Source organism: Ramlibacter sp. AN1015 (assembly GCF_037726105.1).
Lineage (GTDB): Bacteria > Pseudomonadota > Gammaproteobacteria > Burkholderiales > Burkholderiaceae_C > Ramlibacter.
The window spans coordinates 1-13,805 of record NZ_JBBJUM010000013.1; the positions used below are offsets into that span (position 1 = coordinate 1).

8 protein-coding genes are annotated in these 13,805 nt (G+C 68.4%); all 8 read left to right on the top strand.

The genetic code is table 11. The features are described from left to right. A partial coding sequence (locus tag WG922_RS17930; protein WP_340284181.1) for an SDR family NAD(P)-dependent oxidoreductase occupies window positions 1-2,447 on the top strand: 2,447 nt, incomplete at its 5' end. A 17-nt stretch (window positions 2,448-2,464) separates the two neighbouring features. After that, window positions 2,465-8,740: a beta-ketoacyl synthase N-terminal-like domain-containing protein gene (locus WG922_RS17935; RefSeq protein ID WP_340284304.1), complete on the top strand. Its 6,276-nt coding sequence runs from the start codon at window positions 2,465-2,467 to the stop codon at window positions 8,738-8,740. 259 nt (window positions 8,741-8,999) lie between these two features. Further along, the gene (locus WG922_RS17940; RefSeq protein ID WP_340284183.1) at window positions 9,000-9,650 is read left to right on the top strand and encodes a 4'-phosphopantetheinyl transferase family protein; all 651 of its coding nucleotides are present in this window, start codon (window positions 9,000-9,002) and stop codon (window positions 9,648-9,650) included. Window positions 9,651-9,760: 110 nt separating this feature from the next. Further along, the gene (locus tag WG922_RS17945; protein WP_340284184.1) at window positions 9,761-11,245 is read left to right on the top strand and encodes a PfaD family polyunsaturated fatty acid/polyketide biosynthesis protein; all 1,485 of its coding nucleotides are present in this window, start codon (window positions 9,761-9,763) and stop codon (window positions 11,243-11,245) included. 32 nt (window positions 11,246-11,277) lie between these two features. Then, on the top strand, window positions 11,278-11,454 hold the full coding sequence (locus WG922_RS17950; protein WP_340284186.1) for a hypothetical protein: 177 nt from the start codon (window positions 11,278-11,280) through the stop codon (window positions 11,452-11,454). A gap of 20 nt (window positions 11,455-11,474) precedes the next feature. Beyond that, the gene (locus WG922_RS17955; RefSeq protein WP_340284187.1) at window positions 11,475-12,347 is read left to right on the top strand and encodes a patatin-like phospholipase family protein; all 873 of its coding nucleotides are present in this window, start codon (window positions 11,475-11,477) and stop codon (window positions 12,345-12,347) included. A 30-nt stretch (window positions 12,348-12,377) separates the two neighbouring features. Further along, window positions 12,378-12,947, top strand: a complete 570-nt coding sequence (locus WG922_RS17960; protein ID WP_340284189.1) for a hypothetical protein — start codon at window positions 12,378-12,380, stop codon at window positions 12,945-12,947. Between the two features lie 72 nt (window positions 12,948-13,019). After that, window positions 13,020-13,727: a hypothetical protein gene (locus tag WG922_RS17965; RefSeq protein WP_340284190.1), complete on the top strand. Its 708-nt coding sequence runs from the start codon at window positions 13,020-13,022 to the stop codon at window positions 13,725-13,727. The last annotated feature ends 78 nt before the right edge of the window (window positions 13,728-13,805 follow it).

Below are 13,805 nucleotides of genomic sequence, written 5' to 3' on the forward strand. Positions count from 1 at the left end.
CGGACGTGCTGAACTTCATGCAGGGCCATGCGCCGGCGCCCGTCGTGGCGGCGCCGTCGGACATCACAGTTGCTGGCTCATTCATCGCCGGCATGCCGCCTCTGCCGACCATCGCCCCGCCGGAATCGGCCGGCGCCGCACGCCCGATCGCGTCGGCCGCACTTCCGCGCCACGTCGTCCGACCCGTGGCACAGCAAGCCGCCGGCTTTGCGATGTCGGGCCTGTTGCTGCGCGGCGCCGTGATCGGTGTGACCGACGACGGCCGCGGGGTTGCACGCCGGCTGGTCCAGCTGCTCGAAACACGCGGCGTGACGGCCCGCCTCGTCACCGAACCTTCCGCATCGGCAGGATGCACCGGGCTGATCGTGCTGTCCGGGCTGCAGGCCGTTGGCGATGCATGGGAGGCCATTCGCGTCAACCGCCGCGCCTTCGAGTTCGTCCAGGCGATGTCGGCCCGCCTGTCCGACCGCGACGGCCTGCTGGTCACGGTGCAGGACACGGGTGGCGACTTCGGCCTGTCCGGGCGTGCTGGCGTGCGGGCCTATCTGGGCGGCATCGCCGCACTGGCTCGCACGGCCGCCAACGAATGGCCGCAGGCTGCCGTCAAAGCCATCGACATCGAAGCATCCGAGCGCGCCCCCGCGGCCATTGCCCGGGCACTGGCCGAGGAGTTGCTCGATGGCGGTGCCGAGCGCGAGGTCGGACTGCCCGCGCGAAGCTCCCGCATGACGCTCACCACCGAGCTGTGCGCTGCGCCCACCGGGCGCTGCGTGATCGACGCTCAGAGCGTGGTGCTCGCCACCGGCGGAGCGCGCGGCGTTACTGCGCTGTGCCTGCAGGAGATCGCGCGGCTCAAGCCACGCATTGCCATCCTGGGGAGAACGCCGCTCGACGTGGAGCCGACCAGCGTCCGGGCGGCGCAGACCGACGCCGAGATCAAGCGCGCGCTGCTCGACCACGAGTTGCAGCATGGCCGCCGCCCCACGCCAATGCAGCTGTCACGCATGGCCAGCAACGTCATGGCGGCCCGCGAAGTCCAGCGGAACCTCCAGGCCATGGAAGAGGCGGGGGCACAGCTTGTCTACTGCGTGGCCGACGTGAGCGACGCCACGTCGATCGACCGCGCCCTGGTGGAGGTACGCAAGCGCTTCGGTCCCGTCACCTGCCTGGTACACGGTGCCGGCGTGCTGGCGGACAAACTGATCAAGGACAAGACGCTCGACCAGTTCGACAGCGTTTTCTCCACCAAGGTCGAAGGCCTGCAGCACCTGCTGACGGCCCTGAAATCCGACCCCTTGAATGCGATCGTGCTGTTCTCGTCGGTGGCAGCGCGTGTCGGCAACCCCGGCCAGTGCGACTACGCCATGGCCAACGAAGTGCTGAACCAGGTCGCACTGGTCGAGGCGCCGAAACGACCGAACTGCCTGGTGCGCTCGATCGGCTGGGGCCCCTGGGACGGCGGCATGGTCACTCCCGCGCTGCGCGCCCACTTCGATGCGCAGGGTGTGTCGCTCATCGGCGCGGAGGCCGGTGCGGCCGCCTTCCTGGCCGAACTGCACGAGGGTGGGCCGGAAGTGCAACTCGTGATGGGCCCGGGCGAGCCGCGCGAGCTGCTGGCACGGGACACGGGACACCGCGGCGCACTGACCGGCGATGTGGTGCTGAGCCCGCAACGCTACCCCTTCCTGGGCAGTCATTGCATCGGCGCCGAGCCCGTCGTGCCGGTCGTGCTGGTGGCCGAGTGGTTCATGCGGATCGCCATGTCGCTGCTCCCCGGCGCGGGGCTGCCCACCCTGCGTGATCTGCGCGTCATGCGCGGCGTGGTGCTGAACGACTGGCCGCAACACGCCAGCCGCCTGCGGGTGACGGCCAGGTTCGAGCCGGGCACAGGTCGGCGGCTGCGGTGCGAAGTGCACAGCGCCAACGGCGAAGTGCTCCACTACTGCGCGACGGCGGATTTCTCCGCGCAAGCGGAACCAGAGGATGGCGCCGGCAACCTCGTCATGCGCGCCTGCGACACCGACGGCGCCAGCCTGTACGGCACGCCTGCACTCTTTCACGGCCCCGACCTGCAGGCGATCCGTCGCCTGACCGGCACCTGCGCTCAAGGCGTCGAAGCCGAACTCCATGGCGCCTGGGGCCTGGGCTGGGACGATGGAGATCGGCTGCTCGACCTGGCTGCACTCGACGGTGCGCTGCAGGTGGCTGTCGGCTGGCTGCACCAGGTATCGACTGCATCGATGTTGCCCACGCACCTGGGCCAGGTGCTCGCCCGGCGTGATGGGCCCATCACCGCCCCCATCCGCTGCACCGTGCGGCTGCGTTCGTCCAACTCGCTGCAGGCGATCGTCGATGTCACCGCTCGCGGCGGCGGCTGGTCGGTGCGCATGTCGGGCGTCCAGCTGCACGCCCGCGTCGCGGTCGCGGCCGAGCAGGCGCACGGCTAGGCCGCCCCGTGTCGCAGATGCCCATTGCGATCGTCGGCCGAGGCTGCGTGCTGCCCGGCGCCACCAGCCCGGCCGAGCTCTGGCGTCGGCTGCGCGGCGGCGACGACCTGCTGTCGCCGCCGCCGATCGGGTCATGGCCCATGAGCAGCGAACGCATCACGCTCGACGCCACCGGCGTGCGGTGGTCGGACCGCGGCGGCTACGTGCGCGACTTCGACTTCGATCCAACCGGCTTCGCGGTCGATGCCCAGGAGCTGCTGCAGGCTGACCGCTGCGCGCACTGGGTGCTGGAGGCGGCTCGGCAGGCCTTGCATGAAGCCGGCCACGACGCCGCTGCAGGCCACCGCCGCACGGGCGCCATCCTCGGGAACCTGTCCTTGCCGACGCCTTCGCAAGTGCAGTTCGCGGTCGCCGCGTGGACGCGGCGGTGGGCGCACGAGCAGGGATTGGCGGGAATCATCGACCAGCTCGACGCGGCGCCGGTGGCGCCCGGCAACCGCTACATGTCCGCCATGCCCACCCGCCTGCTGGCGCGGTCCCTGGGCCTGGGCGGCGAGGCATTCACCCTCGATGCCGCCTGCGCCTCGTCCCTGTATGCGCTCAAGCTGGCCTGCGACGCCCTGGAAGACGGCCGCGCCGACCTGATGCTGGCTGGCGCCTGCTGCGGCACGGATCCGATGTTCCTGCACATCGGGTTCCGCGCCCTCAAGGCGCTGAGCCCGACCGGCCAGAGCCGGCCCTTCCACCGCGATGCCAACGGCCTGGTGCCATCGGAAGGCGCGGTCGTTCTGGCCTTGAGGCGCCTGCACGACGCGCAGGCGGCCGGTGATCGCATCCTGGGCGTGATCCGCGGCATCGGCCTGTCCAACGACGGCGGCGCTGCCGGCCTGCTCACGCCCGCCAGCAGCGGGCAGGTGCGGGCCATCCGCCAGGCCCTGCTGCGGGCCGAACTCCAGCCCGCCGACGTGGCGATGCTGGAATGCCATGCCACCGGCACGCCGGTTGGAGACGGCGTCGAGCTGGCCAGCATCGCCGCGGCCTACGCCGCCGCCGGATGCATGCCCATCGGATCGCTCAAGAGTCAGATCGGCCATCTGCTCACGGTCTCGGGCGCCGCGGGCATCCTGAAGGTCCTGGGTGCCTTCGAGGCAGGCGTGCTGCCCCCCTCCATGCCGGTGCGGGAGACGCTGGACGCCCTGGCAAAAGCTCCCGTGCGCTTGCTGGAAACCGAGGAACCGTGGCCCACGCACGCTCGCCGCATCGCCGCGGTCAGCAGCTTCGGCTTCGGCGGCAACAACGCGCATGTCATTCTTGAAGCGTACGAGCCGGGCCACCGGGGCACGCACCACGCGGTGCGAGTGCCACCGGTGTGCGCGCCCGCACCCGCGCCGCTGGCCATCGTCGGTCTGGGCGTCGTCTGCGCCCACGCGCAGAACACCGCTGAATTCACCAGCTCCCTGCTCGACGGCGCCCAGGCATTCACCGAGGTCCCGGACATCGGCCCATGCGGACTGGCCAAGCCTTTCACGCTCGCCGCCGCCGAGATCAAATTTCCGCCGCGAGACCTGGCAGACAGCCTGCCGCAACAGGTGATCCTGCTCAAGGTCGCGAGCGAGGCACTGGCAACGGTGCGCTCGCTTCCCCAGGAGCGCACCGGCGTGCTGACCGGCATGGAATGCGATGTCGAGATCGCACGGCAACTGGCCCGCTCGCTGGTGCCCGCCCGGCTGCACGACTGGGCGCAGTCCGCCGGCGTGACCGTGGATCCGGACTGGCTGCAGCATGCACGCGACGCGTTTGCTGGCCCCTTGAAGGCCAGTGTCGTGACGGGCTCGCTGCCCAACATCGTCGCCAATCGCCTGAACGCCCAGTTCAAGCTGGCCGGCCTGGGCTACAGCGTATGCGCCGACGAGTTGTCCGGGCTGCGAGCCCTGGACATTGCTGCACGCGCCCTGCGCCGCGGCGAGCTGGACGCCGCCGTCGTCGGCGCGGTCGACCTGTGCTGCGAGAGCGCCACCGCGCGGGCGGCAGAAAGCCTGGAGGGGGTCGGCCGCGAGCGCACCGGCGACGCGGCTGTGGTGATGGTGCTCAAGCGCCTGGACGACGCGACGCGCGATGGCGAGCAGGTGTTGGCACTCATCGAAGGTGAGTCGAACGCGGATGATGCGGCTGCCACCGATGCGCCAGCGAGCGCCCGCCTCGCCCTGGGGGACGGCCCCGGGTCCCTGCATCTGACCGAGCGCTACGGCCACGCCCACGCCGCAAGCGGACTGCTGCACCTGGCCGCCGCCGTGATCGCGACCCGCCACGGGGCATGGCTCGGAGCCGGACCGGCCACGCCGTGGCTGGCACCAGCGGCGCAGCGCAAAGCGCGCGTGAGCATGCATGCACAAGGTGGGCATCAGTTCCACATCGATGTGCAAGCCTCGCCGCACGAAGCGTCTGGGCCGCCCCCCGGTACGCGGATCGAACGGGCGTGGTGCTTCGCCGCCAGCGATCGGGAGGGATTGCGCCAGGCGCTTGCCGCCGGACGCACCGGCGGGCACGGGCCCGTGAGACTGGCCTTCGTCGCGGCACCAGGTGCCGACTTCGAGCGGCAATCCGCGTCGGCCCTGGCCTGTCTGGCAAACCCGGCCGCCGCGACGGCGACGGCGGACATCGCCCTGTGCGACGGTCCTCTCGGCGGCGAAGTAGCCGCCGTGTTCACGGCTGCCGGGGCGGCGTATCCCGGCATGGGACGCGAGTTGATGCTGGCCAGCCCCAGGGCAGTGGCAAGCGCCAGCGCCCGCCTGGGCAATGTCCGCGCCGCCTGCGATTGGATCTTCGATCCCGCGCGTGGGCCATCGACCGCATCGGCCGCATCCGTCTCACCGCTGGAACAGCTGGCGGGCAGCTCGCTGCTGTCACAGGTTCATGCGCAGCTGTCCATGCAGGTGCTGCAGTTGCGGCCGCACGCGGCCATCGGCCTGTCGTCGGGCGAGACCAACGCAGTCGTAGCCCTGGGCGCGTGGGACAGCGTGGACGGGCTGTTCGACGGGCTCGCGCCCATTTACGCGAATGGACTGGGTGGGCGCTTCGAACTCCTGCAAAGCGCGTGGCAGCAGCCCGAAGCCCAATGGGCCGCCTGGACCATCGCGCTGCCGCCGGAGCGGGTCCGCGAAGCGCTGCGTGACGAGCGCCATGCCTACCTGACCATGATCTACGGGCCGGCTGCCTGCGCCATCGGTGGGGAGCGCGGCGCGGTCGGCCGCGTGATCGACAAACTCGGAGGCAGCTACGCCACCCGCATCGACCATGATGTCGCGGTGCACTGCCCCGAGGTGCTGCACGTGCGCGACACCTGGCGGTCGTTGCACCACCGCAGCACCCGCGCCCTGGCGGACCTGCGCTTCTACACGGCCGCCGCATGCGGCACCTACCCGGCCGAATCCGATCGCATCGCCGATGCGCTGCTGGAGATGGCCAGTGGGCCGGTGGACTTCCATTCGATGATCGAGCGCGCCTGGCAGGACGGGATCCGTGTCTTCGTGGAGCACGGTCCGCGCAGCCTCTGCACGCGATGGATCGCGGACATCCTGGGCGATCGGCCCCACCTGGCGCTTGCCTACGACGCTCACCCGAACCGATCCGTTCGAAGCGCATTGCTCGTAGGCGCGCGGCTATGGGCCGCTGGCGTTACGGTGGATGTCGAAGCGATGAATGCGCAGCTCACCGATGCATCGTGTGTCACGCCGAACCCGGGCAGCGGCGTTCGCTTCGCCTCGCACATGCCTCCCATTGCATTGCCGCCCTGGCCGCAGCGTCAGGACGAGCGCGCGACTGCACCCAGCACTGCAAATATCTCGTCCCGCAATGCCACCGTCCTACCACCAGAAAGCGATATGAACGCACTCGTACGATCGTCCGCCATGGTCCGGCCCGCAGAGACCACCGCCCCCGAGCCCCTGTGGACCCGGGCCGATCTGGAGGAGATGTCCCACGGGCAGCTGTCCAGGTTCTTCGGGCCGAAGTTCGAGCCGCAGGACGGCCATGCCCGCCAGGTCCGCATGCCGATGCCGCCCTTGCTGCTGGCCGACCGGGTGATGGAGATCGAAGGTGAAGCCGGTGGCATGGGTCTGGGCCGCATCGTGACGGAAACGGATGTCACGGCCGATGCCTGGTACCTGCATGAAGGCTCGATGCCCGCCGGCCTGGAGGTGGAGGCAGGACAGGCCGACCTGCTGCTCATCTCGTACCTGGGCGCGGACCTGTTGAACCGCGGTGAGCGCGTCTATCGCCTGCTGGGCTGCGAGATGACCTTTCACGGCGAACGCCGGCCGCGTGTGGGCGACACGCTGCGTTATGAGATCGAGGTCACCGGCCATGCGAACACCGGCGAGGTGCGGTTGTTCTTCTTCCGCTACGACAGCTTTCTCAATGGCGAGCCGCGCCTGTCGGTGCGCAACGGAAGGGCCGGCTTCTTCACCGAGCAGGAGCTGAAGAACGCCGGCGGCGTGATCTGGAACCCGGCGACAGACCTGCCCGATGCCTCGATCCAGCACCACCAGGCGCCACCGACACAGACCGCCCGCAGCTACAGCGCCGAGCAGGTGCGTGCGCTGGCCGATGGCCGCGCCTACGACTGCTTCGGCGCCGGCTTCGAAGCAGTCGCTGCGCACCACCGCACACCGCGCATCCAGGAAGGGCCGATGCAGCTCTTTCAGCAAGTGGAGCAACTCGACCCGCACGGCGGACCATGGGGCCGCGGCACCCTGCGCGCGACCTATGACATCCGCGGCGACGAGTGGTTCTTCCCCGGCCATTTCAAGAACGACCCGACGATGCCCGGCACGCTGATGTGCGAGGCCGGCTTCCAGATGATGAGCTTTTATCTCGCCGCGCTCGGCCATACCCGTGAACGCGACGGATGGAGCTTCGAACTGGTGCCCTCGGTGACCTTCAAAGCCGTATGCCGCGGCCAGGTGGTGCCGACTTCGCGGCGCATGAGTTACGAGATCTTCGTCAGAGGTCTCGAAGAGGGCACCTGCCCCACCCTGTGGGCCGACGTGCTGCTGACGGTGGACGGGCGCAAGGCTTTCCACGGCCGCAATCTCGGCGTCCGCCTGGTACCAAGCGTGCCGCTCGAACACGCCATCGCGCCGGCTCCGGCAGCAGGTGCGCGCCCCGCAGCGCGGATCGACGGCTTCACCTTCGACGGCGCCGCGATGCTCCATTGCGCCACGGGGCTGCCTTCGCGCGCGTTCGGCCCGCTTTTCGCGCGCTTCGATGGCGCGCGCAATCTGCCACGGCTGCCCTCCCCGCCCTACCAGTTCATGTCGCGTGTCACCCGGTGCGCCGGGCCCCTCGGGGGCATGCAGGTTGGCAGCGAAGTGGACAGCGAGTACGACATTCCCGACGACGCCTGGTACTTCGACGACAACGATTCGCGCACGATGGCTTTTGCCGTGCTGCTGGAAGCCGCGCTCCAGCCGTGCGGATGGCTCGCGACGTACATGGGCGTGCCGCTGCACTGCGACACCGACCTGAGTTTTCGCAACCTCGACGGTGAGGGCACGCTTCACCGCAGCGTCTTTCGTGGTGACGGCATCCTGCGTACCACGGCCCGCTGCACCTCGCTGGCCCGCAACGGCGACATCTTCATCGAATCGTTCGACGTCCGCTGCGTGATTGGTGACGCGCCCGTCTACACGCTCAAGACGGTCTTCGGGCATTTCACGACGCAAGCCCTGAGTGAACAAAAGGGGCTGCCGGCCACAGCCGCCGAACGCACCGCCATGCAAGCCGCCCAGGGACGACAAGTCGATCTGCGGGCAGCAGGCAATTCCATGGAGCTGCCGCGCCTGGCCAGAGGAAATCTCCTCATGCTCGATCGGGTCACGGGCGATTGGCCGCAAGGCGGAGCCGCCAAGCGCGGTCGGCTGCAAGCGGAGTTCGACGTCGATCCGAACGCCTGGTTCTTCAAGGCCCATTTCTATCGAGACCCGGTGCAACCCGGCTCGCTCGGCATCGAGGCCATGATCCAGCTGCTCCAGTTCACCATGCGCGATCGCGGGCTGGCCGCAGGGATGCGGGCGCCCCGCTTCGAACCCTTGGCGGTCGGACGTGCCATGGCATGGAAATACCGCGGCCAAGTCCTGCCAAGGAACCGCAAGGTCAGCGTGGAAATGGAAATCGCCGACGAAGGCCGCGACGAACGCGGACCCTGGGTGAGCGCCAATGTCTGGCTGTGGGTCGATGGCCTGCGCATCTACCACGCCAGGAACCTGGCGGTGCGGATCGTGGAGGGCGGATGATGAACCCGGGCGATGCTCCCACGACCAAGCCCCGCCCACCCGTTCCGCAACCGCTGCGCGGCGCGAAACGACCCGCCGATGTGAGCGATGGAGGTGCCAGGTGATGCACCACCAACAGAACATCCGCGAGCCTGAAGCGCCGAAGGTTCTCGCGCGCGACGGCTGCGGTACGCGCCCCCTGCACAACCACCCCACCGACTCGCCGAGCTGGCCCTCCCTGCACGAGGACTCGGTCGATGTCTGGATCGTTCAGCTGCCTTTGCAAGCCAGCATCGAGGCAGCGCTGGTCACGGCACTGTCCGATGACGAGCACCGACGTGCAGGGAACTTCAGGTTGACGAGCAAACGGCGGGAGTTCGTCGCAGGCCGCGCGGTGGTTCGCATGTTGCTGGGTCACTACCGCGGCGTACCTGCCAAGGACGTGCCACTGGTGCAGACAACCCATGGCAAGCCGAGCCTGCCAACCGGGCACGCGCTGGACTTCAATCTTGCGCATACGGACGGCCTGCTGCTCGTTGCGGTATCGGGTGGCGTGCAGGTGGGCATCGACGTGGAACGCATCCGGCCGATGGAAAGCACGGTGCACATCGCGGCGCGGTTCTTCAGCGAGTCGGAGCGCGCGTCGATGGATGAAGGGCCGGCAGGTTTCCTGCGCTCGTGGACCCGCCGGGAAAGCGTCGTCAAAGCCCATGGGACCGGAATCTCTGCGGGCTGGGAGTCCATCCGCATCGAAGACCGTGGACACGACGAGGCCGACGCCGTGGGACTGGGGCGCGACTGCCATGTGCGCTCCTTCACACCGGCTCCCGGCTACATCGCTGCCGTCGCGGCGCTCACGCCGGACTTCCACATCCGGCAGACCCGCACGCTGGACGCGTCCGATCTCGACAACCTCTGGAGCCGCCAATGACCGCCTGCGTCCCCCTCGAAGCCCCTCCCGTTGTCGAGTCGGCCTTCTCTCCCGCCGGACTGGTCGAGGCCGTGCAGCGAATCCACGAGCCGCTCCTGGTCGTGCGCGAGATGAAGTCGCAGCGCGTCGGCGTCCTGGTTGGACCTGGCGTCAAAGCGTCGCCCGGCATGGAAGCTCTGTGGAACCTGCCCGCCCTCGCACCGGAAAAGCTGGGCGATCCCGGCTTTCTGAGCGCCCATGGCGTGCGCTACCCGTACATCGCCGGCGAGATGGCCACCGGCATCGCGACGGCCGACATGGTCATCGCGATGGCACGCGCCGGCATGCTGGGCTTCTTCGGCGCGGGCGGCCTGCCGCTGGTGGCGATCGAGAAGGCACTCGACAAGATGATGACGAGCCTGCAGGCGCCCCCGCTGCCTTGGGGCGTGAACCTGATCCACAACATCCAGGATGCGACGGCCGAGGACGCGCTCGTCGATCTGCTGCTGCGCCACCGCGTACGGCGGGTCTGCGCATCGGCCTATCTGCAGCTGACGCCGGCGGTGGTTCGTTATGCCTGCAGCGGCTTGCACATCGGCCAAAACGGCGAGGTGGTGCAGCCGAATCAGCTGATGGCCAAGGTCTCGCGCCCCGAGATTGCTACCCGGTTCGCGTCACCGCCACCAGCAACCATGCTGGCAACCTTGGTCGAGCGCGGCCACTTGAGCGCGCGAGAGGCTGAACTCGCGAGCCTGGTCCCCCTGGCTGCCGACATCACCGTGGAGGGCGATTCCGGCGGGCACACCGATAACCGCCCTCTGGTGGCGCTGTTTCCCACGATCGTGCATGCCGTGCGAGAGGCGCAGGCACGGCACGGCTTGCGCACGCCCGTGCGCGTAGGCGCCGCAGGCGGGCTGGGCACGCCCGCGGCTGTCGCGGCGGCCTTCAGCCTGGGCGCAGCGTATGTGGTGACCGGATCGGTCAATCAGGCAGCGGTGGAGTCGGGCCTGTCGCCCGCAGGCCGCGCGTTGCTGGCACAGGCGGCGATCGAAGACGTGGCGATGGCCCCCGCCGCCGACATGTTCGAGCTGGGCGTGAAAGTGCAAGTGCTCAAGCGCGGCACCATGTTCAGCGTGCGCGCGCAACGGCTCTATGACGCCTGGCGCAAGTACGCATGCATCGAAGGCATTCCGGCCGATGAGCGCCTCAAGCTTGAAGCGGAGTTGTTCCGCGCGCCGCTGGCCGATATCTGGCAGCAGACACAGGCCTTCTTCAAAGAACGCGACCCGGCCGAAATCCAACGCGCCGACAGGGATCCCAAGCACCGGATGGCACTGGTGTTCCGCTGTTACCTGGGCCAGGCAAGCCGCTGGGCCACCCAAGGCGTGCCGGATCGGGTGCTGGACTACCAGATCTGGTGCGGACCGGCGATGGGTTCGTTCAACGCCTGGACGCGGGGCAGCTTCCTGGCCGAACCCGGCCACCGCACGGTGGTGCAGATCGCTCGCAATCTGCTCGAAGGCGCGGCAGTGATCACGCGGGCACAGCAACTGCGTTCACTCGGTGTGCCGATTCCGTCCGCCGCGTTCGAATTCCACCCCCGGCCACTGAACTGAGTCATCGCCCCCGCCACAACCAAGGAGAAGCCATGTTCACGGAACCGGTCGATAAGGCGATCACTCGCATCGCGGTGATGGGCGCAGGGCCATCCGGCCCGTATGCGGCACAGGCGCTGCGCCGAGCGAAGACCTCATGCCCCGATTCGGCGCCCACGTTCGCTCAAGCCGGCGCATCGAACGCGCGCGGCATGACGCAACACGGTTGATCAATCGAAGGGAGAACACCTTGTCATTGACCAAACTCGATGGCGCCGACACCGGGTTCGCAGCCGGTGCGTTTGCCAGACCGACACCCGGTGGACTCGGCGGACCGGCACGCTGCATTGGCCTGGTGCTGGGCGCAGGCTCGTTTCGTGGAGCCGCACATGTGGGCGTGATTCGCGCTCTGGAGCGCCAAGGCATTCCCATCGACCTGGTCGTGGGCACGAGCGCAGGGGCCCTGGCGGGAATGATGTACGCCGCCGGCTTCACTGCGGACTACATGGATGCCGCCTTGCGGCGCCTGCGGCTCGAGGATGTGTTCACCCGCACCCCAGGCCAGGATGGATTCACCGACATGCGGCCCCTGCAGGGCATCATCGGATCCCTCCTGGGCGCCGACCGCCGCATACCGAGCTTGCCGCGCGCCTTCGCATGCGTGGCGGCAGACGCGCTCTCGGGCCGTCCCGTCATCCTTTCGGACGGAGATGTCGCCACGGCTGTCGAGGCATCGATGGCCGTCCCCGGGCTGGTGCGGCCGGTGCGTCACGAGGGTCGGCTGCTGGTCGATGGAAGCGTTGTTGCACCTGTACCGGTTTCGGTGGCCCGATCCTTGGGCGCCGACCTGGTGATTGCCGTGGCGGTAGACGTCCCTCGCCATGGGCAGCAGGTGGCGCGGCATCCGGCCGAATCGCTCACGCACTGCTTCGACATGGCAATCCACCAGCTCGGCGAGCTCGAACTGGCGCAGGCCGATGTGGTGATCCGCCCAGACATCGCCCGCTTCGAACAAAGCCTGGATCGGACAGGCGAATTCCTGGCTGCTGGTGAGCGCGCCGGCGACGAGGCTGCCGCGCGCTTGCGAACGCAGCTGGCCGTTCGTCTCGCAACGCAGCATTGACCCCGCACATCTGGAGAAGGAGAAGCAAGCATGCCGACACTCGGACAGATCTTTGCAGTTGCTGGCAGAACCAGCGTGGGGCTTGTGCGTAGCCATCCGGCCGGGTCTTCGAGCTCGGAAGCCGCCGGCATGCCCCTCTTGCCGCACCGGGACCGAGGGGCCTACCACTTCGTCGTACGCAATGCGCAAGGCCGCTCGATCCTGCTGTCCGATCACGCGGGGCACCCCCTCCTGATCGCGTTCGATGCCGGGCACGACGAGGAACTCGCCTGGGTGCAGCATCGCTTTGCCGCGCACGGATTGGCGGTGATGAGACTTCCCGCCTCGGCCCGGCCTGCCGCGCTGGGTGGCGATGGACATCCCCTCGGTCGCTGGCTTGCGAGTCAGTCGGGCCAGCCTGCAGAGGCCAACGCCAACGCAGCAGGCCATGCATGGTTCTTCGTCGCTTCAGATGGGTTGCGCGTTCACGCGATCTCCCCTCAGGCATGCACCACCGAACTCCACGCTTCGATATCGCACTGGATGCTCGAGACGCGCAGTGACGAATCGGCCGCGTCGGACGCAAACACCTGTACGCACGGACTCGCCCTACCCGCGTGATCCTTGGCACCCGTTGCGAACGATGCGTTGTTCCTTGATTCCCTCCACCTCAACGATTCAAAGGTGAACTCCATGCCCGTCACACTGTGCGCCACGTTCCCGCTCGAAGAGATCGCTCATCGCGCAGCTTTGCGCGGCCAGCCTTCGTTTCATGAGCATTGGCGGCGTCGATCTGACGTGGCCGGCACCGATGCCGATGCAAGCGTTCCCATCCAGCTGACCATCCACATCGCGCCCCTTGCCCACAACGAAGTCGAAGAGGCCGCGGGCGTCGCGGCCCAGATCCACCAGCTGAACGCCGCCGCCCGAACGCCATCGCCCATCGAGCTGCGCGCCTGGATGGCGCGGCCTCATCACCACGTGCTGCGCGTGCGCGCGTTCGACCAGTACGGCGACCACGGCATCGTTGGCCTGATGCTGTGCCACGCCGACGAAGAAGATTTCGTTGCCGACGGCTTCATGCTCAAAAGCGATCACGCCGGCCTCGGGATCGAGGAGGAAATGATCAGCGCCTTGGGCCGAATGGCACTGTCGTCAGGCTGCGGCGCCGTCGTTCTTACCCTGATCGAGTCAGCGACCAATCGCCTGGCGCAGATGCTCTTCAAGGGGCTCGGATGCGGCATCGAAACGCTTGCCTCCGGCGTACGCGAAGTGGCGTTCGCTTCGCTGGCAGTGGAGGACGTCTTGATGCGGGCCAAATCGTTCTTGAGCGGCATGTGGCTCGAGGCACAAGCGATGGTCGGCGGCGATGACGAACAGCGCAGCGGTGTAGCCGGATGATGGAACGCCGCCGCGTGCAGGTCGCCCGTGTTTCTCCTCGGCTGAGTGGTCTTCGAACGGACCCTTGGTCGAATACGA

Excerpts from the sequence above, each read along its gene's own strand:
- WG922_RS17960 (WP_340284189.1), top strand. The coding sequence starts at position 12,378 with ATGCCGACACTCGGACAGATCTTTGCAGTTGCTGGCAGAACCAGCGTG.
- WG922_RS17935 (WP_340284304.1), top strand. The coding sequence starts at position 2,465 with ATGCCCATTGCGATCGTCGGCCGAGGCTGCGTGCTGCCCGGCGCCACC.
- WG922_RS17950 (WP_340284186.1), top strand. The coding sequence starts at position 11,278 with ATGTTCACGGAACCGGTCGATAAGGCGATCACTCGCATCGCGGTGATG.
- WG922_RS17965 (WP_340284190.1), top strand. The coding sequence starts at position 13,020 with ATGCCCGTCACACTGTGCGCCACGTTCCCGCTCGAAGAGATCGCTCAT.
- WG922_RS17945 (WP_340284184.1), top strand. The coding sequence starts at position 9,761 with ATGAAGTCGCAGCGCGTCGGCGTCCTGGTTGGACCTGGCGTCAAAGCG.